The sequence below is a fragment of the Streptomyces termitum genome, from assembly GCF_014650175.1.
Classification (GTDB): Bacteria; Actinomycetota; Actinomycetes; order Streptomycetales; family Streptomycetaceae; genus Streptomyces; species Streptomyces termitum.
The window spans coordinates 177442-202896 of record NZ_BMUL01000006.1 but is presented as its reverse complement, the minus strand read 5'-3'; the positions used below and the strand labels follow the sequence as shown (position 1 = coordinate 202896).

Annotated in this window: 19 protein-coding genes; 9 read left to right on the top strand and 10 right to left on the bottom strand. The window is 72.6% G+C overall.

Going from position 1 to position 25455, the window contains the following annotated elements:
• Nucleotides 1-16: 16 nt before the first annotated feature.
• Nucleotides 17-670: an ANTAR domain-containing response regulator gene (locus IE219_RS13830; RefSeq protein WP_189976987.1), complete on the top strand. Its 654-nt coding sequence runs from the start codon at nt 17-19 to the stop codon at nt 668-670.
• A 71-nt stretch (nt 671-741) separates the two neighbouring features.
• On the opposite strand, the gene IE219_RS13825 is transcribed toward IE219_RS13830, so the two are convergent.
• From IE219_RS13825 to IE219_RS13795, 7 genes are all read right to left on the bottom strand, one after another.
• A complete protein-coding gene (locus IE219_RS13825) occupies nt 742-1458 on the bottom strand; it encodes an ABC transporter ATP-binding protein (protein ID WP_189976986.1) in 717 nt (238 codons plus the stop codon).
• Nucleotides 1455-2474: an ABC transporter ATP-binding protein gene (locus IE219_RS13820; RefSeq protein WP_189976985.1), complete on the bottom strand. Its 1020-nt coding sequence runs from the start codon at nt 2472-2474 to the stop codon at nt 1455-1457. Before IE219_RS13820 ends, IE219_RS13825 begins: the two co-directional genes overlap by 4 nt.
• A 3-nt stretch (nt 2475-2477) precedes the next feature.
• Nucleotides 2478-4322, bottom strand: coding sequence for a branched-chain amino acid ABC transporter permease (locus tag IE219_RS13815; RefSeq protein ID WP_373298827.1), 1845 nt, complete (start codon nt 4320-4322; stop codon nt 2478-2480).
• Entirely contained in the window at nt 4319-5248 is a 930-nt protein-coding gene (locus IE219_RS13810) for a branched-chain amino acid ABC transporter permease (protein WP_189976983.1), read from the bottom strand. Before IE219_RS13810 ends, IE219_RS13815 begins: the two co-directional genes overlap by 4 nt.
• Nucleotides 5249-5354: 106 nt before the next feature.
• Nucleotides 5355-6593, bottom strand: a complete 1239-nt coding sequence (locus IE219_RS13805; protein WP_189976982.1) for a branched-chain amino acid ABC transporter substrate-binding protein — start codon at nt 6591-6593, stop codon at nt 5355-5357.
• Nucleotides 6594-7587: 994 nt separating this feature from the next.
• Nucleotides 7588-8094, bottom strand: coding sequence for a PaaI family thioesterase (locus IE219_RS13800; protein ID WP_189976981.1), 507 nt, complete (start codon nt 8092-8094; stop codon nt 7588-7590).
• A 79-nt stretch (nt 8095-8173) separates the two neighbouring features.
• Nucleotides 8174-10462, bottom strand: a complete 2289-nt coding sequence (locus tag IE219_RS13795) for an FdhF/YdeP family oxidoreductase (RefSeq protein ID WP_189976980.1) — start codon at nt 10460-10462, stop codon at nt 8174-8176.
• A 123-nt stretch (nt 10463-10585) separates the two neighbouring features.
• Here IE219_RS13795 and polA point away from each other — a divergent pair, with 123 nt between their 5' ends.
• Complete coding sequence (polA, locus tag IE219_RS13790; protein ID WP_189976979.1) at nt 10586-13306, top strand: DNA polymerase I; 2721 nt, start codon at nt 10586-10588, stop codon at nt 13304-13306.
• An 82-nt stretch (nt 13307-13388) separates the two neighbouring features.
• On the opposite strand, the gene IE219_RS13785 is transcribed toward polA, so the two are convergent.
• Complete coding sequence (locus tag IE219_RS13785) at nt 13389-14279, bottom strand: DUF4184 family protein (RefSeq protein WP_189976978.1); 891 nt, start codon at nt 14277-14279, stop codon at nt 13389-13391.
• A 281-nt stretch (nt 14280-14560) separates the two neighbouring features.
• Here IE219_RS13785 and IE219_RS13780 point away from each other — a divergent pair, with 281 nt between their 5' ends.
• The 3 genes from IE219_RS13780 (at nt 14561) to pgfA (ending at nt 17806) form a co-directional block, all read left to right on the top strand.
• A complete protein-coding gene (locus IE219_RS13780; protein ID WP_189976977.1) occupies nt 14561-16459 on the top strand; it encodes a lytic transglycosylase domain-containing protein in 1899 nt (632 codons plus the stop codon).
• Nucleotides 16460-16642: 183 nt separating this feature from the next.
• A complete protein-coding gene (locus tag IE219_RS13775) occupies nt 16643-16783 on the top strand; it encodes an SPW_0924 family protein (protein ID WP_189976976.1) in 141 nt (46 codons plus the stop codon).
• 9 nt (nt 16784-16792) lie between these two features.
• On the top strand, nt 16793-17806 hold the full coding sequence (gene pgfA, locus IE219_RS13770; RefSeq protein WP_189976975.1) for a cell envelope lipid trafficking protein PgfA: 1014 nt from the start codon (nt 16793-16795) through the stop codon (nt 17804-17806).
• Here pgfA and hrpB read toward each other — a convergent pair.
• Together hrpB and IE219_RS13760 are read right to left on the bottom strand one after the other, a co-directional pair.
• A complete protein-coding gene (hrpB, locus tag IE219_RS13765; RefSeq protein ID WP_189976974.1) occupies nt 17790-20363 on the bottom strand; it encodes an ATP-dependent helicase HrpB in 2574 nt (857 codons plus the stop codon). The genes pgfA and hrpB overlap by 17 nt on opposite strands.
• Before the next feature lie 106 nt (nt 20364-20469).
• Nucleotides 20470-21321, bottom strand: coding sequence for a class I SAM-dependent methyltransferase (locus IE219_RS13760; RefSeq protein WP_189976973.1), 852 nt, complete (start codon nt 21319-21321; stop codon nt 20470-20472).
• 350 nt (nt 21322-21671) lie between these two features.
• On the opposite strand from IE219_RS13760, the gene rpsA reads away from it, so the two are divergent.
• From rpsA to IE219_RS13740, 4 genes are all read left to right on the top strand, one after another.
• Entirely contained in the window at nt 21672-23177 is a 1506-nt protein-coding gene (rpsA, locus tag IE219_RS13755; protein WP_189976972.1) for a 30S ribosomal protein S1, read from the top strand.
• A gap of 260 nt (nt 23178-23437) precedes the next feature.
• Nucleotides 23438-24376 (top strand): PAC2 family protein, encoded by a 939-nt coding sequence (locus IE219_RS13750; protein WP_189976971.1) that lies wholly within the window; start codon nt 23438-23440, stop codon nt 24374-24376.
• A gap of 31 nt (nt 24377-24407) precedes the next feature.
• Entirely contained in the window at nt 24408-25013 is a 606-nt protein-coding gene (gene coaE / locus IE219_RS13745) for a dephospho-CoA kinase (protein WP_189976970.1), read from the top strand.
• A 55-nt stretch (nt 25014-25068) separates the two neighbouring features.
• Nucleotides 25069-25437: a tetratricopeptide repeat protein gene (locus IE219_RS13740; RefSeq protein WP_189976969.1), complete on the top strand. Its 369-nt coding sequence runs from the start codon at nt 25069-25071 to the stop codon at nt 25435-25437.
• Nucleotides 25438-25455 lie beyond the last annotated feature (18 nt).

The following is a 25455-nucleotide window of genomic DNA, read 5'->3' as shown; positions in this document are numbered from 1 at the left end:
GGAACGAGGAGCCCGAGTGACCGCCCCCGAGTCGCCCCAGCCCGCCGACGACGCCGACGCGTCCCACGTCCCGCCGCTGACCACCCGTGTCGTCATCGCCGAGGACGAGGCGCTCATCCGCCTCGATCTCAAAGAGATGCTGGAGGAGGAGGGGTACACCGTCGTGGGGGAGGCGGGCGACGGCGCCACGGCCGTCGAGCTGGCCCGCGAGCACCGCCCCGACCTGGTCATCCTCGACGTGAAGATGCCCGTCCTCGACGGCATCTCCGCCGCCGAGAAGATCGCCGGCGAGTCCATCGCCCCGGTCCTCATGCTCACCGCCTTCTCCCAGCGCGACCTCGTCGAGCGGGCCCGCGACGCCGGCGCCATGGCCTACCTGGTCAAGCCCTTCAGCAAGAGCGACGTGGTGCCCGCCATCGAGATGGCCGTCTCCCGCTTCGCCGAGCTGCGCGCCCTGGAGCAGGAGGTCGCCGACCTCAGCCAGCGCCTGGAGACCCGCAAGCTGGTCGACCGGGCCAAGTCGGTCCTCCAGACCCAGTACGGCCTGACCGAGCCCGCCGCCTTCCGCTGGATCCAGAAGACCTCCATGGACCGCCGCATGTCCATGCAGCAGGTCGCCGAGGCCGTCATCGAGGACGCCGAGGAGAAGAAGGCCGCGAAGGGGCAGTAGCCCGTACCGGTACGGCGGAAGGCCCGCCCCGCGCGACGCGGGGCGGGCCTTCCTCGTGGCCGTGCGGCGGCTCAGTCCTCGCCGAGGTACGCCTTGCGGACCGACTCGTCGTGCAGCAGGTCCCGGCCCGTGCCCGAGAGCACGATCTTGCCGATCTCCAGCACGTGGCCGTGGTCGGCCAGCGCGAGCGCGGCCTGGGCGTTCTGCTCGACGAGCAGGATCGTGGTGCCCTGGGCCTTCAGTTCGGCGATGGTCGCCATGATCTTCTGCATCATGATCGGCGAGAGGCCCATGGAGGGCTCGTCCAGCATGAGCAGCTTGGGCTGGGACATCAGTGCCCGGCCCATCGCGAGCATCTGCTGCTCGCCGCCGGAGAGCGTGCCGGCCGCCTGCTTGCGACGCTCGCCCAGGATCGGGAAGAGGTCGTAGGAGCGCTGCACGTCCTTGGCGATCCCGGCGGAGTCCTTCCGGAGGAAGGCGCCGAGGAGCAGGTTCTCCTCGATCGACATACGCGGGAAGATGTGCCGCCCCTCGGGGGAGTGGGCGAGACCCAGCGAGACGATCTTGTGCGCGGGGATCTTGCGGAGGGACTTGCCCTCGAACTTGATCTGGCCGCCGACCGGCTTGAGGAGCCCGGAGAGGGTCCGCAGGGTGGTGGTCTTCCCGGCGCCGTTGGTGCCGATGAGGGTGACGACCTCGCCCGCCTCCACGGAGAAGGAGACGCCCTTGACGGCCTCGATCTTTCCGTAGGCGACGCGCAGGTCCTCGACTTCGAGCAGTGCGGTCATGCGTCGTTCTCCTTGCCCGCAGCGGCGTCCTTCGGGGCGTCCGCCGTGTCCGCCGGGGTGTCGTCCTCGGCCGGGGCCTCGGAGGCCGGAGCCTCGTCGGCGCCGTCCTCGCCGGAGCCGTCCTCGTCCGCCGGGGCCTCGGCGGTCTCGGCGGCGGCGTCGGTTTCGGCGGCCCCGTCGGTCTTCGCAGGGGCGGCCGGGGTCTCGTCGATCGGCTCGCCGAGGTAGGCGGCGATGACCCGCTCGTCGCTCTGGACGGTCTGGCTGTCGCCCTCGATGAGCTTCTGGCCCTGCACGAGGACGGCGACCCGGTCGCACAGGTTGAAGATGAAGCGCATGTCGTGCTCGATGACGAGCACGGCGACGCCCATGTCCCGGATGGCGAAGATGAGTTCCTCGGCCGCCCGGGTCTCCTGCGGGTTCATGCCGGCCGTCGGCTCGTCGAGCAGGATCAGGCCCGGGTCGCTGGCGAGCGCGCGGGCGATCTCCAGCTTGCGCTGCTCGCCGTACGGCAGGTTCTTGGCGAGGTGCTGCGCCTTGTCCTGGAGGCCGATGAACTCCAGGAGCTCCATGGCCCGCTGGGACGCCTCGGCCTCGGCCCGGCGGAAGCCGGGCAGCCGGAGCAGCGCGGACCACAGGCCCTGCTTCATCCGGGTGTGGCGGCCGACGAGGACGTTCTCCAGGACGGTCATGTTGCCGAAGAGGCGGATGTTCTGGAAGGTACGGGCGATGCCGGCGTCGGTGACCTTGAAGGAGGTCGGCGGCAGCACCGTGCCCTTGTACCGGACCTCGCCCTCGGTGGGCACGTACAGGCCGGTCAGGCAGTTGAAGAAGGTGGTCTTGCCGGCGCCGTTGGGGCCGATGAGACCGACGATCTCGCCGCTGTTGACGGTGAGGTCGACGCCGCGGACGGCGGTGAGGCCGCCGAAGCGCATGGTGACCCCGCGCGCGTCGAGCACGGTCTCGCGGGCGGCCGGCGCGGCGGGGGCCCCGGCCTTGTTCGTGGTGGTCGTCATGGTTCAGGCACCTGCCTTGGCGAGCGCGTCCGGCGTCTCGTCCTTCTCGTGGAACTCCAGCTGGCGGCGCCGGTCGGCGATCATGCCCTCCGGGCGGAAGCGCATGAGCAGGATCAGCGCGACGCCGAAGGCGAGGAGCTGGTACTCGCCCATGAACTGGAGCTTGTTCGGGATGAGGAAGAGCAGCGCGGCACCGACCAGGGGGCCGCTCATGGTGCCCATGCCGCCGAGGACGACGGCCGCGAGCAGGAAGGCGGAGTTGGGCGGGATGGGACCGGCGAAGAGGTACTGCTCCGGCGTCACCGTGTAGGTGACGTGGGCCTGCACGGTGCCGGCCAGGCCGGCCAGCGAGGCGCCGAGCGCGAAGGCGATCAGCTTGACCCGGAAGCCGTTGATGCCCATGGCGAGCGCGGCGGTCTCGTCCTCGCGGATGGCGACCCAGGCGCGGCCGATGCGGGAGTCGCCGCTGCGCCGGAAGACCAGCACGACGACCGCCATGATCAGCAGCATCAGGAAGAAGTAGTTGGCGAAGCGGCCGATGGTGAACCCGGCGATCACGTGCTCGGCGCCGAAGTCGAAGCCGAAGATGTTCAGGTTCGGGATGGACGCGATGCCGTTGGAGCCGTTGGTGATGTCCGGGCCGGAGGTGCCGTCCGTGTTGTTCACCGCGATGCGGAAGATCTCGCCGAAGCCGAGGGTCACGATGGCGAGGTAGTCGCCGCGCAGCCGCAGGGTCGGGGCGCCGATCAGGACGCCGAAGACCAGCGAGGCCGCCGCGCCGACCAGGACCGCCGCCCAGAAGGGCAGGTGCAGGCCGAAGGGCGAGGTCGGGGCGCCGGAGACCAGGGCGGCGGCGTAGGCGCCGACGCCGAGGAAGGCGACGTAACCGAGGTCGAGGAGACCGGCGAGGCCGACCACGATGTTCAGGCCCAGGGCGACCGTGGCGAAGATCAGGATGTAGACGCCGAGCGTCGCGTACTGGTCGTCGGTCTGGGTGAAGGGGAAGAGGGCCGCGGCGATGAACGCGCCGGCGATCGAGAGGTTCTGGTGCTTGCCGGTGAGCGAGGTGGCCTGCTGGACCAGCCCCGACTTGCTGACTGCGGCGAAGCCGAGACCGGTCGTGATCAGGAAGCCGAGGAACAGCTCGTCGTACTCGGTGCCCACGCCGTAGGTGAAGATGCCGAGCGCCACGGCGAGGACGCCGGTGATGATCAGGATCTCGACCGAGGAGTGCATCGACGGCAGCTTGCGCGCCGGGCCGGTGGCGAAGGACGCCTTGAAGGTGGCCCAGCCGTTGCCGCAGCGGTGCTTGAAGCGGTCCCAGCCGGTGTCCTCCGGGTCCAGCGGCAGCAGCTTCGGCCGGGTGAACGGCAGGCCGAGGGCGCCGACGAGGCCCAGCAGGGTGGCGACCGCGACGACCGCGCCGCCGGGCTCCAGGTTGATCGGGCCGCCGAGCTCGACGCTGATCGCGCCGACGGTGAACCAGGCGGTGGCGAAGGACGCGAGGGCGGCGAGCCGCAGGGCCGCGTCGGCGCCGGCCGGGGTCAGCCAGCGAGTGCCCTTGACGCCGTACGAGGAGAGCGCGAACAGCGTGGTGAGCGCGCCGAGCACCAGGACCTGGAGCTGGAGGCCGCCCGGGTAGCCGTAGACCGTGAGGTCGCCGGGGAAGGCGGGGGTCCACGTCCAGGAGAGGAAGCAGCTGGCGACCGTGAGGACGGCGCCGGTCAGGGTGAGCGCGCGGGCGGCCTTCGGCGGCAGGAAGCCGATGAGGCCGGTGCCGCCGGCCGGCGCGGCCGGTGCCTTCCCGGGCGCCTGGGGGTTCTCGGAGATGGTGGTCATGGTGCTCACGCCCTGTCCGCGACGCGCTCGCCGAGCAGACCCTGGGGCCGGGCGAGGAGTACGACGATGAGGAGTACGAAGGCCCAGACGTCGGCCCAGGACTGGCCGCCGAGCTGGCTCATGCCCGGGATGTGGCTGATGTACGCCGTCGCCATGGTCTCGGCGACACCGAGGACGACTCCGCCGATCATGGCGCCGTAGATGTTGCCGATGCCGCCGAGGACGGCGGCGGTGAACGCCTTGAGGCCGAGGAGGAAGCCCATCTTGTAGTCGACGACGCCGTACTTGAGGCCGTACGCGACCGCGCCGACGGCGGCGAAGGCGGCACCGAGGGCGAAGGCGATCACGATGATCCGGTCGGTGTTGACGCCCATGAGCTTCGCGGTGTCCGGGTCCTGCGCGGTGGCCTGCATGCCGCGGCCGGTGCGGGTCCGCATCACGAAGAAGGCGAGGAAGGCCATGCAGACCGGGGCGGCGATCAGCAGGAAGACGTCGCCGGTCTGGATGGTGACCGGGCCGAGCTCGATGGGGCCGCCGGGGATCTGCGGGAAGGTCCGGGCGGACTTCGCCTCCGGGTACAGCGACCAGACGGCCTGCTGGAGGGCGAGCGAGAGACCGATGGCGGTGATCAGCGGAGCGAGACGAGGGCCCCCGCGCAGCGGGCGGTAGGCCAGGCGTTCCGCTCCGACGGCTATCGTCGTGGCGACGAGCACGGCACCGATGATCATGAGGGGCAGCGCGATCCAGAGGGTCGTGCCGCCGGGCAGGATCAGCCAGACCGTGAGGGCGCCGAAGCCGCCGGTCATGAAGATCTCGCCGTGGGCGAAGTTGATGAGCTGGACGATGCCGTAGACCATCGTGTAGCCGACGGCGACCAGCCCGTACATGGATCCCAGTAGCAGGCCGTTGACCAGCTGCTGCGGCAGTTCGTTCACCGCATTGTCCTCCGAGACTTTCGACGGATGTGACACCGCGCGGGGCGCCTGGTGCGGCCCCCCGCGCGATGTAGGTGGTGCTGAGTGGTGCGAGCGGGACCGGTGATCAGCCGCCGAAGGTGCCGGACTCGACCGGGGCGTAGGCGCCGTTCTTGACCGTGTAGACGGTGAGCTGCTTGTTGGTGGTGTCACCGAACTCGTCGAAGGAGACCTTGCCGGTCACACCGTCGAAGGAGACGGACTGCATGGCCTCGACGACCTTGGCGCGGGCGTCGTCGGGCAGCTTGCCGCCGTTGCCGTCGACGACCTTCTTGACGGCCTCGATGATCGACCAGGTCGAGTCGTAGGAGTAGCCGCCGTACGCCTCGTACGCCTCCTTGTAGCCGCCGTTCTTGTAGTTCGCCAGGAACTCCTTGGCGGACGGCAGGCTCTCGATCGGCGAACCGACGGAGGTCGCGATGTCGCCCTCGGCCGCGGCCGCGCCGGCGAGCTTCACGTACTCGGGGCTGTAGAGCGCGTCACCGCCGACGACGGTGACCTTCGCGCCGGCCTCCTTGATCTGCTTGGCCAGCGGGCCGGCGGCCGGGTACTCGCCACCGTAGTAGACGACGTCGGCGCCGGAGCTCTTCACCTTGGTCGCGACCGCGGAGAAGTCCTTGGTGTCGGGGTTGACGTGCTCGGTGCCGATGACCTTGCCGCCGAGCTTCTCGAACTCGCCCTTGAAGGTGCCCGCGAGGCCGGCGCCGTAGGTCTTCTTGTCGTCGATGATGAAGGCCTTGGTCTTCTTGGCCTTGTTGAAGACGTACTGCGCGGCGAACGGGCCCTGGATGGCGTCCGTGGTGGCCGTGCGGAAGTACGACGCGTAGGAGCGCTTCTTGTCACCGGTGGCCCAGTTCGGGCCCTGGGACAGCGACGGGTTGGTGTTGGCCGGGGAGACCTCGACCAGCTTCGCGTCGTCGAAGACCTTCTGCATCGACTCGGCGACGGAGGAGTTCAGCGGGCCGACCACGCCGAGGATGGACTTGTCGGCGACCAGCTTGGTGGCGTTCTGCTGGCCGGAGGAAGGCTGGCCCTGGTCGTCGAGGGCGACCAGCTTGAAGGTGACGCCCTTGACGTACTCCTTCTTGTTGGCCGTCTGGACCGCGAGGTCGGCGGAGTTCTTGATGCCGAGGCCGAGGGCCGACAGCTCGCCGGTGAGCGGGGCGTCGAGACCGATGGTGACGGTCACGCCACCGCTCGCGCCGCCGTCACTGCCGCCCTTGTCGTCGCGCGAACCGCAGGCGGTGAGGGTGAGTGCTCCCGCGGTGACCGCAGTGGTGAGTATGAGCAACGAACGGTTTCGCACGAAGGTTCCTTTCCCAGGCGCGGCCCCCTCTGCTGAGGCGGTGCCGTGGAGCTGCGGAGCAAGAGGTGCCGTATGAACGCCGGGCCGTACTGAGGTTGGTACGAGGCCGTGCAGTAGGACGCGCCCGGCGGCGCGGTGACTGGCCGTGACTCTAAGCGCAGGTGGGGAGGGTCGGGGAGCGGCGGGGGAAGGATGTGACTGTCTTGTTATGCCGACGGGTGGAGGAGGCCCCGTCGCGCCGGGCGAATCTGGTCATAGCGGCGTGTAACACGGTGTTCACATCGTGAGAACGCCCAGTTCCGCTAAGGGGCTTGAGGGAATCTTGGTACTGACGGGGAACTTCGCCGGGTCTCCGGATATCGGACAGGGGGTCCGAACTGAGCGGACGGATGTCAAGCCTCGGCACTCGACGGCGGAACCCGGGACTGATTACACATGGTGACGAAAGTGAAGGCCGGGGGAGGGGTCGGCCGTGGCGCCGGACGGCCGGAAGTGACCGCCTTCGAACGTGTCTACGAGGAAAGGGAGTTGGGAGGGGCTGGCGTGAAAGCGGCACAGGCGTGCGGAAGTTGGGACACGGGGGGTGAGCACCCCCGGAACGCCGAAGGGGCGGTACGCGCCTGCGTACCGCCCCTTTCCGGCCTTTCTCCACCGGGTATCCGGACAATCGCCGCCCCGGTGCCCCGCCGCCCCGGCCGCCCCTCGGTCTGGCCCCGGTCGCCCCCGCCGGTCCCCGGTCGTGCTCCGGCTTGCGCTCAGGTCGCCCCCGCCGGCCCGGTCGTGCCCGGACCGCGTCGTGACCGTGCTCCGTCGGGCCCTCCGGCTCTCCGGCCGTGCGGTGTCCGGCCGTTCGGCGCCCGCCGGTCCGGAGCCCGGCGGCCGGCCGATCCGGCAGCGGTCGGTCCGGTGCCCGGCCGGTCCGGCGGCGGTCGGCTCGGCGGCGGCCGATTCGGCGGCCGGTCCGGTGTCCGGCTTCCGCCCGCCCGGCCGTGGGTCAGGCGCTCTCGGTCCGTCCGCCCTGCGGCAGGCTCTCCGCGTCCTTCGGGCCGATCTCGCGCAGCATGCACGTCAGCCGCGCCGAGCACACCCGGCGACCCTCCTCGTCACTGATGACGATCTCGTACGTCGCCGTCGACCGCCCGCGGTGCACCGGGGTCGCCACGCCGGTCACCAGACCGCTGCGCGCGCCCCGGTGGTGGGTGCAGTTGAGGTCCACGCCCACCGCGATCTTCGACGCCCCGCCGTGCAGCATGGCGCCGACCGACCCGAGGGTCTCCGCGAGCACCGCCGACGCGCCGCCGTGCAGCAGCCCGTACGGCTGGGTGTTGCCCTCCACCGGCAGGGTGCCGACGACCCGCTCCGCCGACGCCTCCACGATCCGGACCCCCATCCGGTTCCCCAGGTGCCCGGCGGAGAAGAGGGCCGGCAGATCCACGCCGAGCGCGGCGTACTCGTCGACGACCCCCTGCGGGAACTTCACCTGCTGCTGCTCGTCACCCATGCCCGGCTCCGTTCGTCCTCGTACGGCTGCTTCTGCGTACGGCTGTCGATTTCCCCCGCCCGTGCGGCTGAGCAAGCGCTTAGGCGGAGGGTGCCGGTGATTCTTCCAGACGCACGACCACGGACTTGCTCGCGGGGGTGTTGCTCACGTCGGCCGTCGACTCCAGCGGCACCAGCACGTTCGTCTCCGGGTAGTACGCCGCCGCGCAGCCCCGGGCCGTCGGATAGCGCACCACCCGGAAGCCGGGCGCCCGCCGCTCGGTGCCGTCCGTCCACTCGCTCACCAGATCCACGTACGCCCCGTCGGCCAGCCCGCGCGCCTCGGCGTCCTCCGGATGGACGAGCACCACCCGGCGCCCGCCCCGGATCCCCCGGTAGCGGTCGTCCAGGCCGTAGATCGTGGTGTTGTACTGGTCGTGCGAGCGCAGCGTCTGGAGCAGCAGCCGCCCCTCCGGCACCCGGGGGTACTCCACCGGCGCCGCCGTGAAGTTCGCCTTCCCGGTCTTCGTCGGGAAGCGCCGCTCGTCGCGCGGCGCGTGCGGCAGCGCGAAACCGCCCGGACTCGCCGCCAGCCGCGCGTTGAAGTCCTCGAAACCGGGCACCACGCGCGCGATCCGGTCCCGCACCGCCGCGTAGTCCGCCTCGAACTCCTCCCACGGCGTCGCCGAGTCCGCGCCCAGCACCGCCCGCGCCATCCGCGCCACGATCGCCGGCTCGGAGAGCAGGTGCGGACCCGCCGGCGGCAGGTTGCCGCGCGAGGCGTGCACCAGGCCCATCGAGTCCTCGACCGTCACGAACTGCCGCCCGCCGCGCTGCACGTCCTTGTCGGTGCGGCCCAGCGTCGGCAGGATCAGCGCCCGCCGGCCGGTCACCGCGTGCGAGCGGTTCAGTTTCGTTGACACGTGCACGGTCAGCCGCGCCCGGCGCATCGCCGCCTCGGTGACCTCGGTGTCCGGGGTCGCGCCGACGAAGTTGCCGCCCATCGCGAAGAAGACCTTCGCCTCGCCGTCCCGCAGCGCCTGGATCGAGCGCACCACGTCGAAGCCGTGGTGGCGCGGCGAGACGATCCCGAACTCCTTGTCCAGCGCGTCCAGGAAGGCCGGCGCGGGGCGCTCGAAGATGCCCATGGTCCGGTCGCCCTGCACGTTCGAATGGCCGCGCACCGGGCACACGCCCGCGCCCGGCCGCCCGATGTTCCCCCGCAGCAGGAGCAGGTTCACCACCTCGCGGATCGTCGGCACCGAGTGCTTGTGCTGGGTCAGGCCCATCGCCCAGCAGACGATCGTCCGCTCCGAGGCCAGCACCATCTCCAGGGCCCGCCCGATCTCCTCCCGGGACAGCCCGGTCGCGGCCAGGGTCTCCGCCCAGTCCGCCTCCCCGGCCGCCGCCGCGAACTCCTCGAAGCCGTGCGTGTGCTCCCGTACGAACTCCTCGTCGACCGCGCCCGGGGTCTCCAGGACCAGCTTGTTCAGCAGCCGGAAGAGGGCCTGGTCGCCGCCGATCCGGATCTGGAGGAAGAGGTCGGTGAGCGCCGCGCCCCGCAGCATGCCCTTCGCGGTCTGCGGGTTCTTGAACCGCTCCAGGCCCGCCTCCGGCAGCGGGTTCACCGAGATGATCCGCGCCCCGGCCGCCTTCGCCCGCTCCAGCGCCGACAGCATCCGGGGGTGGTTGGTGCCGGGGTTCTGCCCCGCCACGATGATCAGGTCGGCCCGGTGCAGGTCCTCCAGGGAGACGCTGCCCTTGCCGACGCCGATGGTCTCCGTCAGCGCCGAGCCCGACGACTCGTGACACATGTTCGAACAGTCCGGCAGGTTGTTGGTGCCGAACTCGCGGGCGAAGAGCTGGAACAGGAACGCCGCCTCGTTGCTCGTCCGCCCCGAGGTGTAGAACAGCGCCTCGTCGGGCGAGGAGAGCGCCGTCAGCTCCTCCGCGATGATCGCGAAGGCCCGCTCCCAGGTCACCGGCTCGTACCGGTCCCCGCCCTCCGGCAGCAGCACCGGCTCCGTGATCCGCCCCTGCTGCCCCAGCCAGTACCCGCTGCGCTCCGCCAGCTCCGCCACCGGATGCGCGGCGAAGAAGGCCGGCGTCACCCGCCGCAGCGTCGCCTCCTCGGCGACCGCCTTCGCCCCGTTCTCGCAGAACTCGGCGACGTGCCGCCGGTCGCCCTCCGGCCAGGCGCACCCGGGGCAGTCGAAGCCGTCCTTCTGGTTCACCTTCAGCAGTGTCCGCGCCGTGCGCACCGACCCCATCTGCTCCCGGGCGATCCGCAGGGTGTGCCCCACCGCGGGCAGCCCGGCCGCGGCGTGCTGCGGCGGCGTGACCTGCGGTGCGTCCTGGACCGGGTCGCCGGCCGGCGGCTTGCTGACCATCGCGCTCTCCCTTGAGCGGTGAACCTGAGGGGTACGCCTCCGATCCTGTCACGCGCCACCGACAGCGGGCACCCCGCCCGGAGCGGGACGGGAATGTCGGCGGTCCGTGGCAGGATCGTCACCGTGGCCGAGACAGCAGCGAAGAAGACGCAGATGACCGAAGAGAACCGCCCGCGCCTGCTCCTCATGGACGGGCACTCCCTGGCGTACCGGGCGTTCTTCGCACTGCCCGTGGAGAACTTCACCACCGCGACCGGGCAGCCCACCAACGCGATCTACGGATTCGCCTCCATGCTGGCGAACACGCTCCGCGACGAGGCGCCCACGCACTTCGCCGTCGCCTTCGACGTGTCCCGCCGGACCTGGCGGTCCGAGGAGTTCCCCGAGTACAAGGCGAACCGCTCCAAGACCCCCGACGAGTTCAAGGGCCAGGTCGAGCTGATCGGCGAGCTCCTCGACGCCATGCACGCGCCCCGGTTCGCCGTCGAGGGCTTCGAGGCGGACGACATCATCGCCACCCTCGCCACCCAGGCCGAGGCGGCCGGGTTCGACGTCCTCATCGTCACCGGCGACCGGGACTCCTTCCAGCTCGTCACCGAGCACACCACCGTGCTCTACCCCACCAAGGGCGTCTCCGAGCTGACCCGCTTCACCCCGGAGAAGGTCCAGGAGAAGTACGGCCTCACCCCCTCGCAGTACCCCGACTTCGCGGCCCTGCGCGGCGACCCGTCGGACAACCTTCCCGGCATCCCCAAGGTCGGCGAGAAGACCGCCGCCAAGTGGATCAACCAGTTCGGTTCCTTCGCCGAGCTGGTCGAGCGCGCCGACGAGGTCAAGGGCGTCGCCGGGCAGAACCTCCGCGACCACCTGGACGCCGTCAAGCTCAACCGCGTCCTCACCGAGATGGTCCGGGACGTCGAGCTGCCGAAGACCGTCGCCGAGCTGGCCCGCGAGCCGTACGACCGCCAGGCCCTCACCCTGGTCCTCGACACCCTGGAGATCCGCAACCCCTCGCTGCGCGAGCGGCTCCTCGCCGTCGACCCCGGCGCCGCCCAGGAGGCCGAGGCCGCCCCCGCCCCCGGCGTCGAACTCGACTTCACCGTGCTCGGCTCCGGCGAACTCGCCCCCTGGCTCGCCGCCCACGGCGACCGGCCCCTCGGTGTCGCCACCGTCGACACCTGGGCGCTGGGCACCGGCAGCGTTTCCGAGGTCGCCCTCGCGGGCGCCGGCGGCGAGGCCGCCTGGTTCGACCCCAGCGAGCTCGACGAGGCCGACGAGCGGGCCTGGGCCGCCTGGATCGCCGACCCCGACCGCCCCAAGGTCCTGCACAACGCCAAGGGCGCCATGCGGGTCTTCCCCGAGCACGGCTGGACCGTCGGCGGCGTCACCATGGACACCGCCCTCGCCGCCTACCTGGTCAAGCCCGGCCGCCGCTCCTTCGCCCTCGACGCGCTCTCCCTGGAGTACCTCGGCCGCGAGCTGGCCCCCGCCGCCGCCACCGAGGGCCAGCTCGCCTTCGGCGCCGAGGACCACGCCGAGGCCGAGGCCCTGATGAGCCAGGCCCGCGCCGTCCTCGACCTCGCCGCCGCCTTCGAGACCCGGCTCGAAGAGGTCGGCGCACGCGACCTCCTGCACCAGGTCGAGCTGCCCACCTCCGCCCTCCTCGCCCGCCTGGAGCGGCACGGCATCGCCGCCGACCGCGACCACCTGGAGGCGATGGAGCAGCAGTTCGCCGGGGCCGTGCAGCAGGCCGTCAAGGAGGCCCACGCCTCCGTCGGCCACGAGTTCAACCTCGGCTCGCCCAAGCAGCTCCAGGAGGTCTTCTTCGGCGAGCTGAACCTGCCGAAGACCAAGAAGACCAAGACCGGCTACACCACCGACGCCGACGCGCTCGCCTGGCTGGCCGGCCAGACCGAGCACGAACTCCCGGTGATCATGCTCCGGCACCGCGAGCAGGCCCGGCTCCGCTCCACCGTCGAGGGCCTGATCAAGACCGTCGCCGCCGACGGCCGCATCCACACCACCTTCAGCCAGACCGTCGCCGCCACCGGCCGCCTCTCCTCCACCGACCCCAACCTGCAGAACGTGCCGGTGCGCACCGACGAGGGCCGCGCCATCCGGCACGGCTTCGTCGTCGGCGAGGGCTTCGAGTCCCTCATGACCGCCGACTACAGCCAGATCGAACTGCGGGTCATGGCCCACCTCTCCGAGGACGAGGGCCTCATCGAGGCGTTCACCTCCGGCGAGGACCTGCACACCACCGTCGCCTCCCAGGTCTTCGGCGTCGAGCGGTCCGCCGTCGACGCCGAGATGCGCCGCAAGATCAAGGCCATGTCGTACGGCCTGGCCTACGGGCTCTCCGCCTTCGGCCTCTCGCAGCAGCTGAACATCGACCCGGCCGAGGCCCGCGGTCTGATGGACACCTACTTCGAGCGCTTCGGCGGCGTCCGCGACTACCTGCACCGGGTCGTCGAGGAGGCCCGCGCCACTGGCTACACCGAGACCATGCTCGGCCGCCGCCGCTACCTGCCGGACCTCAACAGCGACAACCGCCAGCGCCGCGAGGCCGCCGAGCGGATGGCGCTCAACGCCCCCATCCAGGGCACCGCCGCCGACATCGTCAAGATCGCGATGCTGGGCGTCGACCGGGCGCTCACCGAGGCCGGCCTCGGCTCCCGGATGCTCCTCCAGGTCCACGACGAAATCGTCCTGGAGATCGCGCCGGGCGAGCGCGAGCGCGTCGAGGCCCTGGTCCGCGAGCAGATGTCGGCCGCCGCCGACCTGCGCGCCCCGCTCGACGTCTCCGTCGGCGTCGGCCCCGACTGGGACTCCGCCGCCCACTGACGCACACCCGAGGCCCGTTCCCTCCCGTCCCCTGTCTCTATGCTATAGGGGACCGGAGGGAACGGGCCCCCGGCGTCTCCCCTCAGCCCCCGGAACCGGGCGCGCGCCGCGCGGAGGAGGACACGGGCGATGCCGGTACGGGGGAGGGCGCCGGTACGGGCACCGGCGTCCGCCACCGCAGCCGGGCCGCCGTCCCGTACAGCAGCAGTCCCGCGAAGAGGCCCGCGCCCGCGCCGAAGCAGGCGGTCGGGACGATGTCGAGCGGGGTCTCGATCCGGCTCCAGCCCCAGTACGCCGCCCACCGCAGCACCCGGTGCGCGACCCCGGCCAGGACGCAGCCCCCGATCAGCAGCACCGCCGCCCGGCGGCCCCGGCGGCCCGGCACCGGCACCCCGGCGGGCGTCCCCGGCACGTCCGGCACGGACCGCAGCGCCCGCAGCCCGAACCACCCCAGCAGCCCGAGCGCCAGCGCCGAACCCCCGTACTGCGCGTACTGGTAGACGGGGAAGCCGCCCACCACCTCCGCCAGGAACGGCAGCGTCCGCGTCCCCCAGCGGTCGATGTGGGTGAAGGTGTCCCAGACGAGGTGCGTGGCCGCGCCGAGCGCCGCCGAGACCGCGAACCGGACCGCGAGCGCCACCGGCCGCCCGTCCCGCCACGGCCGCCCGCGCAGCACCCCGTGCACCCGCCCGCGCCACCGCCGGGGCAGCAGCCCCACCAGCGGCTCGCGGACCGTCAGCCAGAGCCCCACCAGCACCGCCGCGATGAGCACGTCGACGGTGACCAGCCCCACGGGGGAGTGGGTCACGTCGCCGAACTCCATCGCCCCCGGCACGGCCGTCGCCGCGAAGTAGGTGAGGTCGGGGGAGAAACTGCCCGCGACGAGGGCCGAGGCGACGAACGGGCCGCGCGCGGTCCCGTCCCGCCGCAGCGCGGGCAGCACGGCGGCGGCATGGCTCAGGGTGAAGGGCACGGAACGGAACCTCCCGGTCGTACGGATCGACGGCCCGCGTGCGCATCGACGGCCCGAGTGCAAGAGGCGCCGCACCCCCGGCGCGGTTCCCCCGCGGACCGCCCGACGGTTTCCGGACATGCGGAGTGCGGTGTTCCGTCTCGGGCCGCCGGGAGGCCGAGGGGTGACGAAAGCGTGAAACCCGGTCGTCCTGCGGTGTCTCGTGATACGGACATCGCGTAGGGTCGCCTGAGCCACGCGCGGGGAGCGTGCGGCCGACGTCGAATGGGGAGGGCACCGGTATGGCAGCGCAATTCGGCCGCCGACTGCGCAGGGGCGCCACGAGCGGAGCGATCGTGGCCGCGGCGGTCGCGGCACTGGCCGCCTCGCAGGGACCGGGGGCGATATCCCCGCCCCCCGCCGACAACCTCAGCGGCGACCGGGCCATCGGCACCGGCGACGCCACGACCCCGCCCGGCGGGGACGGCGGCTCGGCGACGGGTGACTCGCCCTACTACACCGACCTGCCGCCGCTGAACCCGCCGAACGTGACCGGCCTGCCCCTCCAGCCCCAGACGCCGATCGTCACCGGCCCCGCCGCGGCCGGCATACCCGCGACCGTGCTGGACGCCTACCGCCGCGCCGAGCAGTCGATCCGCGCCTCCGACCCCGCCTGCAACCTGCCCTGGCAACTCCTCGCCGGCATCGGCAAGGTGGAGTCCGGCCAGGCGAGCGGCGGCCGCGTCGACGGCAACGGCACCACCTACACCAAGATCCTCGGCCCGGTCCTCAACGGCGCCGGCTTCGCCAGGATCACCGACACCGACGGCGGCCTCCACGACGGCGACCGGGTCCACGACCGCGCCGTCGGCCCGATGCAGTTCATCCCGTCCACCTGGGCCTCCTGGGGCCAGGACGGCAACGGCGACGGGAAGAAGGACCCCAACAACATCTACGACGCCGCCCAGGCCGCGGGCATGTACCTGTGCGCCGGTGACCGGAACCTGGCCATCAAGGCCGACCTCGACCGGGCGATCCTCAGCTACAACCGCTCCACCGAGTACCTGAACACCGTCCTCTCCTGGTTCGACTACTACAAGCGCGGCACCCACACGATCCCGGACGGCACCGGCCAGCTCCCGGTCGACCGCAGCGACCGGCCCCGCCCCGGCGTCCCGCTGAACCCGACCCCCGCCCCGCCCTCCCCGACCCCGGGCCGGCCCTCCCCGACCACACCGTCGAAGCCCGCCCCCGGAGAGACCCGCCCGCCGGCCACCAAGCCGCCCGAGGTCCCCGCGACCCTCAAGGTGGCCTCCCTCAAGGCCGGCACGGCGAAGCTGACCGCGACCGCCGGCGGCGCCTTCGCCGAGACCGCCGCCGTCACCGCCCTCGACGCCGCGGGCCGCCCGGTCGCCGGCGTCAGCGTCCTCTTCGAGATCACCGGCACCGCGGACTCCCGCTTCGCGGGCGGCGCCGCCAAGGTCACCGTCACCTCGGACGCGAAGGGCCTCGCCAAGGCCCCCGCGCTCACGGCGGGCGAGAAGACCGGCGACTTCACCATCCGCGCCACCGTCCCCGGCCGCGCCAACCTGCCGGCCGCCGAACTGCGGGCGACCGTCGACGTCCGCAAGGCCGACGCCCTCACCCGCCTCGGCGACGGCGCGCTGACCGCCGAGACCGGCGCCGCCTACCAGGGCGCCATCCAGGCCGAGGCCCGCCTCGACGGCGCACTCGCCCCCGGCGTGGACGTCACCGCGGTGGTCAGCGACTCGGAGACCTCCTCCGAGGCCAGCGCCGACGGCCCCTTCTTCAAGAAGGACGCGGCGGGCAACCCCGTCCGCACCCAGGTCCTCCAGGCCGACGACAAGGGCGTCGTCTCCCTCGACGCCCTCGTCGCGGGCGCCAAGGCCGGTACCTACGTGCTGTGGCTCACCGCGCCCGGCGGCGGCACCCTCAAGCTGACGCTCACCGTCACCGAGCCGACGCCGCCCACCACGCCGCCGACCACACCCCCGACGACCCCGCCGGCGACCACGGAGCCCTCCCCGGAGCCCACCGCCTCGAAGTCCCCTTCGACGGCCCCCACGACCGCTCCCACGGCCACGGCCTCGCCGTCCGCCTCCGCGGCGCCCTCCCCGTCCGCGTCGCCGTCCGCCTCCCCGTCGGCCAAGACCTCCGCGAGCCCCTCGCCGTCCGCCTGACCCGCACCCCTCTCCCTCACGCCGCCCCCGCGCCGTCCCCCTCCGGGACGCCGGGGGCGGCGCGCGTTCCGTCCCGTCCCCGGCGCCGGTTGTTCCCGCTCCGGAACTGTTCTCATCTCACGGTCGCGTTGCTACGGTGCCCCAGCCCTGACGACCCATCAGATCACCTTCCGGGAGGCCGACATGCGCGCCCTCGTCGCCGTCGCCATCGGACTGGCGGCCGCCTTGTGCGTCGTCCTGCTCTTCGCCCTGGTCGAACTGCCGCCCGAAGGCCCCACCTCGCCGCGGCCCCTGCTCACCACCGATCCCGGTCCCAGGAAGTAGGGAGCCCCCGTGCGCCGCCGAGCCAGCCTCGTCCTCCTCTCCGTCGCGGTCTTCCTCGCCGCCATGGCCCCCACCCTGCGCTGGTACGTCTTCCCCCGGGTGGCCAAGGTCCCGTCGAACGAGTACCAGGTGGTGGCCCTGGAGGCCCGCCCCGCCACCCTCCTCGACTACAGCACCCTCAAGGCCCGCGAGGTCGAGAAGATCACGATCGTCCAGACCCTCAAGGGCAACGTCGAGGAGTCGAAGCGGATCGAGCGCGGCACCGACCGCGACGTCGTCGTCTGGGACGCCCTCTCCTACGTCATGGGCCCCGACGGCAAGATGGTCTCCAAGATCCCCGAGAGGTACGTCTTCGACGCCCACAGTCAGGAACCCGTGAACGTCCCCGGCGCGACGGTCGACGGCGACCGGGTCACCCGCGAGGGCATCGAGTTCAAGTGGCCCTTCTTCACCGAGAAGCGCGACTACCTCTACTTCGACGCCCAGACCCGCACCTCCGCCCCCATCCACTACGCCGGCACCCGCACCTTCCGCGGCCTGGAGGTCTACTACTTCGAGCAGACCATCCCCTGGACCCAGGTGCCGATGCCCAAGACGATGCCGATCGAGGGCATCACCCCCGAACTCATCGCCTCCACCGGCCTCACCCGCTGGTACACCACCAAGCGGATGTTCTGGGTGGACCCCGTCACCGGCGCCCCCGTCAACGGCGAGGAGGTCCACCGGGAGGAACTCCGCGGCGCCAAGGCCCTGATGGGAACCGACACCGTCACCGTCTTCGCCGGCCACGTGAAGATGCGCGAGGACTTCATCGCCTCCACCGTCGACCTGGTCTCCGCCAACCGCGTCGGCGTCCTCCTCCTCGCCTCCTACCTCCCCTGGTCCTTCGCCGTCCTCGCCCTGCTCCTCCTCGCCCTCGCGCTCTGGCTGGAGCACCGCTCCCGCCGCCCCGCACCCGCATCCGCCCCTGGAGCGGGCCCCGGCCCGAGGCCCGCCCCCGAGCCCGTCACCCCTCCCGTCTGAGCCGCGCGCTCGTGTGCCGGGTCGGCGCCGCCGCCGAAGGATCCTCCGGCCACGGATGCTTCGGATACCGCCCCCGCAGCTCCGCCCGCACCCCCCGGTAGCCGTCCCGCCAGAACGAAGCCAGGTCGGCGGTGACCGCCGCCGGCCGCCCGGCGGGGGAGAGCAGGTGCACCAGCACCGGCACCCCCGCCACCCGCGGCGTCTCGGCCAGCCCGAACATCTCCTGGAGCTTCACCGCCAGCACCGGCCGCCCCTCCCCGTACGCCACCCGGATCCGCGACCCGCTCGGCACCTCGATCCGCTCCGGCGCCAGCTCGTCGAGCCGCCCCGCCTCGCCCGACGCCCACGGCAGCAACCGCCGCAGGGCCTCCCCGGCCCCGATCCGCCCCAGATCGGCCCGCCGGACCGCCCGCGACAGCTCCGGCTCCAGCCACTCCCCGGCCCGCTCCACCAGCGCCTCCTCCGAGACGTCCGGCCACGCCCCGCCGACCGCCCCGTGCAGGAAGGCCAGCCGCTCGCGCAGCTCCACCGCCTCCCGTCCCCACCGCAGCAGCCCCGTCCCCTCCCGCCGCAAACCGTCGAGCAGCGCCTCCCGCACCAGCGCCGGATCCGCCTTCGCCCCCAGCGGACGCACCGTCAGCTCCACCGCGCCCAGCCGCTCCACCGACCGCGCGACCACGTCGCCGTCCTCCCAGCACACCTCCTCGCCCGACCGGAGCAGATGCCCCGCCGCCCGCCGCGCCACGGCCTCGTCCACCACCGCCGCCAGCCGCACCCGTGCCGTCGCGTCCCGGGCCGTCCGGTCCGCCACCGCCACCGCGAGCCACGGCGCCGTCCGCAGCCCCGACCCCTCCGCGAGCCGCGCCCCGCTCCCCGACACCATCAGGTGCCCACCCCGCTCCCGCGCCCGCGCCACCCGCTCCGGGAACGCCAGCGCCGTCACCACCCCCGCCACCCGGTCCTCCCCTCCACCACCCGCCGCCGGGCCCCCGCCCTCCGCCCGGCCGGAAGCGCCCGGACCGTCCTCCGCCACCGAGGCCGCCGCCCGCTCCAGCCGGCGGACCTCCGCCCGCCAGCGCGCCCCGTAGGCGTCCCCGCCCCGGCGCGCCGCGCGCCACGCGGCCGCCAGATCGTCCCCGTACTCCCGGGGCGGCTCCTCGCTCAGCAGCGCCACCACCTCCGCCGCCCGCCGCGCCCCGACCTCGGCCGCCCCGTCCAGCAGGGCCCGCCCCAGCCGCGGATGCACCCCGAGCCGGGCCATCCGCGTGCCGCGCCCGGTCACCCGCCCCGCGCCGTCCACCGCGCCGACCGCTTCCAGCACTCCGCGCGCCGCCGCCAGCGCCCCGGCCGGCGGCGGGTCGAGCAGCGCCAGGCCCTCCGTCGACGGATCGCCCCAGCAGGCCGCCCGCAGCGCGAAGTCCGTGAGGTCCGCGATCCGGATCTCCGGCGCGGGGAACCGGGCCCGGCCGCTCTCCTCCGCCTCCGACCAGCACCGGTACACCGTCCCCGGCGCCTCGCGCCCCGAACGGCCCGCCCGCTGGGTCGCGGCCGCCGCCGACACCGGCACCGTCGCCAGCGAGCCCAGCCCCCGGGCGTGGTCCATGCGCGGCTCCCGGGCCAGCCCGGCGTCCACCACGACCCGTACCCCGGGCACCGTCAGACTCGACTCCGCCACCGACGTGGACAGCACCACCCGCCGCCCGCCCGCTCCGGAGCCCCGCAGCACCGCGTCCTGCACCGCCGCCGGAGCCCGCCCGTGCAGTTGGAGCACCTCGGCGTCCACCCCGTCGAGCAGCCCCGCCGTCCGCGCGATCTCCCCGGTGCCCGGCAGGAAGCACAGGACGTCGCCCTCGTGCCGCGTCAGCGCCTCCCGGACCGTCGCCGCCACGTGCCGCAGCAGCGCGGGATCCACCCAGGTGCCGTGCGCGGGCCGGACCCCCGACGGCGGCGGGGCGTACCGCACCGCGAAGCCGTGCCCCTCGCCCTCGCTGCGCACCACCGGGGCCGGCCCGCCGCCCTCCTGCGCGGTCAGCAGCCGCGCCCACGCCTCCGCGTCGCTGGTCGCCGAAGCCGCGACCAGCGCCAGCTCCGGCCGCAGCGCGGCCCGTACGTCCACCAGGAAGGCCAGCGCCGTGTCGGCGTCCAGGTGCCGCTCGTGGCACTCGTCGAGCAGGACCGCGTCCACCCCCGCCAGTTCCGGATCGCGCTGGAGCCGCTGGAGCAGGACGCCCGTCGTCACCACCTCGACCCGCGTCGCGGGCCCGGCCCGCCGCTCCCCGCGCACGGAGAAGCCGACCGACCCGCCGACCTCCTCGCCCAGCAGCCACGCCATCCGCGCCGCCGCAGCCCGCACCGCCATCCGGCGCGGCTCGGCCACCAGCACCCGGCGCCCGGCCCCGTCCCCTATGAGCCCCGCCAGCGCCAGGGGCACCAGTGTGGTCTTGCCGGTGCCGGGCGGCGCGTGCAGCACCGCCGTGCCGCGCTCGTCGAGCGCGGCCAGCAGCTCCGGAACGGCATGGCGGACGGGAAGCAGGTCGAGTACGTCGTGTCGGATCACGCACTCAGTCTCGTACGAGCGGCGAAAAGGGCGGGCCCGGTTGTCCACAGGCCCGCCCTTAAGTAGGACTGTCGGACTTTCCCCGACCTTCCTTACCGTTCCCGGCTCAGTCCTCGCGCTCGCAGACGAAGATCGCCGTGCCGGGGATCAGGTTCCCCCGCAGCGGGGACCAGCCGCCCCACTCCTGGCCGTTCCACGCCGGCCACTCCGGCTCGACCAGGTCCAGCAGTCGGAAGCCGCCGGCCACCACGTCCCGCACCCGGTCGCCGAGCGTCCGGTGGTGCTCCACGTACACCGCCCGCCCCTCCGCGTCCTGCTCGACGTAGGGCGTGCGGTCGAAGTAGGAGGCCGCGACCGACAGTCCCTCCGGGCCCGGCTCGTCCGGGAAGGCCCAGCGGATCGGGTGCGTCACCGAGAACACCCAGCGCCCGCCCGGCCGCAGCACCCGCCGCACCTCGCGGAAGACCCGCACCGGATCGGCCACGAACGGCACCGCCCCGTAGGCGGAGCAGGCCAGGTCGAAGGAGCCGTCGCGGAACGGCAGCGCCCCGGCGTCCGCCTCCACCAGCGGCACCTCCCCGCCGATCCGCAGCGCGTGCTGGAGCTGCCGGTGCGACAGGTCGAGGGCCACCGGCCGGGCGCCCCGCGCCGCGAGCCAGCGCGAGCACTGCGCGGCGCCCGCCCCGATCTCCAGGACGTCGAGCCCCTTCAGCCCCGCCGCCGGTCCGAGCAGTCCCGCCTCGGCCTCGTCCAGCCCCTCCGGTCCCCAGACGAAGCGGTCGTCGCCGAGGAAGGAGCCGTGGTCGTGCTGGTACTCGTCCGCGTTCCGGTCCCACCAGCCCCGGCTGGCCCGACTGCTCTCCGCGTCCCCCGCGTCACGCCGGGTCGCCTCCGCCTCGTCGGGGTTCGATCCGAAGCGGTCTTCCCGCCCGTGGTCTTGTCCGTGGTCTTGGTTCATCTCGCCCGTCGATGTAGTTTGCGCTCAGTGCCGCGGGACGGCGGACGCCCGCCGTCGGCGCGCGGACGGCCCCCGATGGTGCCGGGTGTGCGTGGTTCCGCCCCGGCTGTGCGCTTCGCGCATTGACCCTGTCCGGCCGCCCCCGTATGCTAAAGGTTGCGCTGCGGGCCTGCGCGCCTCAGACGGAGCAGGCCGCGCTCGCATCTGTTGTATGTCCCCTCGGTTTTCGAGGCCCTTCCCGGTTCCCGGGAGAGGGGCTTCCTTGGCTGTCCGGCTTCTTCAGCTGCGATACGGGCTCTCGGCGTAGCAGTACCTACGACTTCAATGTCCGTACCGGAGCCCTTTCCCACATGACGAGCAGCACCGAGACCACCGCCACCACCCCGCAGGTTGCGGTCAACGACATCGGTAACGAGGAAGCCTTCCTCGCCGCGATCGACGAGACGATCAAGTACTTCAACGACGGCGACATCGTCGACGGCGTCATCGTGAAGGTCGACCGGGACGAGGTCCTGCTCGACATCGGTTACAAGACCGAAGGTGTCATCCCGAGCCGCGAGCTCTCGATCAAGCACGACGTCGACCCGAACGAGGTCGTCAAGGTCGGCGACGAGATCGAGGCCCTGGTTCTCCAGAAGGAGGACAAGGAAGGCCGCCTGATCCTCTCGAAGAAGCGTGCCCAGTACGAGCGCGCCTGGGGCACCATCGAGAAGATCAAGGAAGAGGACGGCATCGTCACCGGTACCGTCATCGAGGTCGTCAAGGGTGGTCTCATCCTCGACATCGGCCTCCGCGGCTTCCTCCCGGCCTCCCTGGTCGAGATGCGTCGCGTCCGCGACCTCCAGCCCTACGTGGGCAAGGAGCTCGAGGCGAAGATCATCGAGCTGGACAAGAACCGCAACAACGTGGTCCTGTCCCGCCGCGCCTGGCTGGAGCAGACCCAGTCCGAGGTCCGCCAGACCTTCCTCACGACCCTCCAGAAGGGTCAGGTCCGCTCCGGCGTCGTCTCCTCGATCGTCAACTTCGGTGCCTTCGTGGACCTGGGCGGCGTCGACGGCCTCGTGCACGTCTCCGAGCTGTCCTGGAAGCACATCGACCACCCGTCCGAGGTCGTCGAGGTCGGCCAGGAGGTCACCGTCGAGGTTCTCGACGTGGACATGGACCGCGAGCGCGTCTCCCTGTCGCTGAAGGCGACCCAGGAGGACCCGTGGCAGCAGTTCGCCCGGACCCACCAGATCGGTCAGGTCGTCCCGGGTAAGGTCACCAAGCTGGTTCCGTTCGGTGCGTTCGTCCGCGTGGACGAGGGCATCGAGGGTCTGGTCCACATCTCCGAGCTGGCCGAGCGCCACGTGGAGATCCCGGAGCAGGTCGTCCAGGTCAACGACGAGATCTTCGTCAAGGTCATCGACATCGACCTCGAGCGTCGCCGGATCTCGCTGTCCCTGAAGCAGGCCAACGAGTCCTTCGGTGCCGACCCGGCGTCGGTCGAGTTCGACCCGACCCTGTACGGCATGGCCGCGTCCTACGACGACCAGGGCAACTACATCTACCCCGAGGGCTTCGACCCCGAGACCAACGACTGGCTCGAGGGCTACGAGACCCAGCGCGAGGCGTGGGAGGCCCAGTACGCCGAGGCGCAGGCTCGCTTCGAGCAGCACCAGGCGCAGGTCATCAAGTCCCGCGAGGCCGACGAGGCCGCCGCTGCCGAGGGCGCTGCCGCCCCGGTCGCCGGCAACGCTGGTGCGGGCATCTCGGGTGGCTCCTACTCCTCGGAGTCGGACGACACGGCCGGCGCCCTGGCGTCGGACGAGGCCCTCGCCGCCCTGCGCGAGAAGCTCGCCGGCGGCCAGAGCTGAACAGGCTCACCGCTGAGCGGCGCTAGTCGCTAGCACAACCGGGGCCCGCTCCCTCCCGGGGGAGCGGGCCCCGGTCGCGTTTCCGGACGCGGAACCGCGCCCCGCCCCCTCCCGTACCGGCAGAGCCCCCAGGGCCCGCCCGGGGAAAGACCGGAGAAAGACTGGAGAAAGACCGGAGAAAGACCCGCGGAAAGCCCCCGCCGGGAATGACCTTGCCCCCGGGGCTGTTCTCCTGGAGGACGCGAGGAGGAGCGGTAACCGTGCTTGATCCCCAGGATTTGTACGAATGGGACCAGAAGGGTCTGGCCGTGGTCGACCTGGCCCTGGCGCAGGAGTCGGCCGGGCTGGTCATGCTCTACCACTTCGAGGGATACATCGACGCGGGGGAGACCGGCGAGCAGATCGTCGACCGGGTCCTCGACACCCTGCCCCACCAGGTCGTCGCTCGCTTCGACCACGACCGGCTGGTGGACTACCGCGCCCGCCGGCCCCTGCTGACCTTCCGGCGCGACCGCTGGACCGCCTACGACATCCCGGCCATCGAGGTCCGCCTCGTCCAGGACGCCACCGGCGCGCCCTTCCTGCTCCTCTCCGGCCCCGAGCCGGACGTCGAGTGGGAGCGCTTCGCCGCCGCCGTCGGCCAGATCGTCGAACGGCTCGGCGTACGGCTCGCGGTGAACTTCCACGGCATCCCCATGGGCGTGCCGCACACCCGGCCCGTCGGCCTCACCCCGCACGGCAACCGCACCGACCTCATGCCCGGCCACCGCAGCCCCTTCGACGAGGCCCAGGTGCCCGGCAGCGCCGAGTCCCTCGTCGAGTTCCGGCTCGAAGAGGCCGGCTTCGACACCCTCGGCGTCGCCGCCCACGTGCCGCACTACGTGGCCCGCTCGCCCTACCCGGACGCGGCGCTCACCGCCCTGGAGGCCGTCACCGCGGCCACCGGACTCGTCCTCCCCGGCGTCGCCCACTCCCTGCGCACCGAGGCCCGCCGCACCCAGACCGAGATCGAGCGCCAGATCGGCCAGGGCGACGAGGAACTGGTCGCCCTGGTGCAGGGCCTTGAGCACCAGTACGACGCGGTGGCCGGTGCGGAGACCCGCGGCAGCCTCGTCGCCGAACCCGTGGACCTGCCGTCCGCCGACGAGATCGGCCGCGAGTTCGAGCGCTTCCTCGCCGAACGGGAGGGCGAGGGCTGACCCCCGGGAGCCAGGGCCTAAGCTGCGGCGCATGCTGAAGACTGGTCTCACCGGCGGCATCGGCGCCGGCAAGAGCGAGGTGTCACGCCTGCTCGTCTCGTACGGGGCCGTGCTGATCGACGCCGACCGCATCGCCCGCGAGGTCGTCGAACCCGGCACGCCCGGCCTCGCGGCGATCGTGGCCGCCTTCGGGGAGGACGTCCTCACCCCGGACGGCACCCTGGACCGGCCCAGGCTCGGTTCCGTGGTCTTCGCCGACCCCGAGCGGCTGGCCGCGCTCAACGCGATCGTGCACCCGCTCGTCGGCGCCCGGTCGGCCGAGCTGGAGGGCGCGGCGGGCCCCGGGGACGTGGTGATCCACGACGTACCCCTGCTCACCGAGAACGGGCTCGCGCCGCTCTACGACCTCGTGGTCGTCGTGGACGCCTCGCCCGAGACGCAGCTCGACCGGCTGGTCGGGCTGCGCGGCATGACCGAGGACGAGGCGAAGGCCCGGATGGCGGTCCAGGCCACGCGCGCCGCGCGCCTGGAGATCGCCGACCTCGTCATCGACAACGACGGACCGCTCGACGCCCTGGAACCCCAGGTGCGGAAGGTCTGGGAAGAACTGGCACGGCGGGCGGCCCGGGCCGCGTAGGCGTCCGGACCCCCGTCCGGTGTCCGAGCGCCGGAACGTGGGAAGGATCCCTGCCATGGCCGACAGAAACCCGGAGACGCACGTCATCGACTTCCGTGCCGCCGAACAGCTCCTGGCCGCACGGGACCCGCGCGGCGCCGTGAAACTGCTGGACTCGGTCATCGCCGAGCACCCGGAGAACACGGCCGCCCGCCTGCTGCGGGCGCGGGCCTTCTTCGCCGCCGCCCAGCTGCGCCCGGCCCAGCTGGAGTTCGAGCTCGTCCTGGAGCGCGAGCCGGACAACGCCTTCGCGCACTTCGCCCTCGCCCGCACCCTGGAGCGGTCCGGCCAGGGCGCCCGCGCGATCCGCCACTTCCGGCTCGCCGCCGCGCTCGACCCCAGACCGGAGTACCTGGAGGCCGCCGGCTTCGGCTCGGAGGACTGACCGCCCGCCGGGCCCGCC